Below are 496 nucleotides of genomic sequence, written 5' to 3'. Positions count from 1 at the left end.
AAGTCTAGATTTGATAAGTCACCATTATTAGTTAGTGATTGCTCTGCTTTAGCAATTGCTCCTTCTACCGCTTCTTTTTCAGCACCTGTGAATTTGCCTGCTGCAACATCTGCTTTTGCTTCTTCAACCGCATCTTTTAATGCTGCTTCAGCTGCATCCTCAATCACTTCTTCCGCTGTCGCTTTTTCTACCGCAGCGTCTAAAGTATCTTTAATTTCAGCAAAGTTTGCAGCTTCTTTTGCTGCAGCAAGTGCAGCTTCTACATCGTCCAACTGCTGACCATCAAACTTGCCTTCAGCAATCAAGTCTTTTACTTTTTCAATCGCTTCTATCAAGTTTAACTTATCAGATAGTACTTCACGAGCAGCATCAAAGTCTTGATTTGATAAATCACCATTGTCTTCTGTTAGTGATTGCTCTGCTTTAGCAATTGCTCCTTCTACCGCTTCTTTTTCAGCACCTGTGAATTTGCCTGCTGCAACATCTGCTTTTGCTT

General features: G+C 40.9%; 1 protein-coding gene. It reads right to left on the bottom strand.

What is annotated here, in order from left to right; all coding sequences use genetic code 11:
* On the bottom strand, positions 1-496 hold a 496-nt coding region (locus tag AC1M9H_RS14340; RefSeq protein ID WP_481613650.1), incomplete at both ends, for a hypothetical protein.

The sequence above is a fragment of the Acinetobacter sp. ANC_7512 genome, from assembly GCF_056779935.1.
Note: the sequence above shows the minus strand (reverse complement) of the source record. Positions and strands in the feature narration are given on the sequence as shown.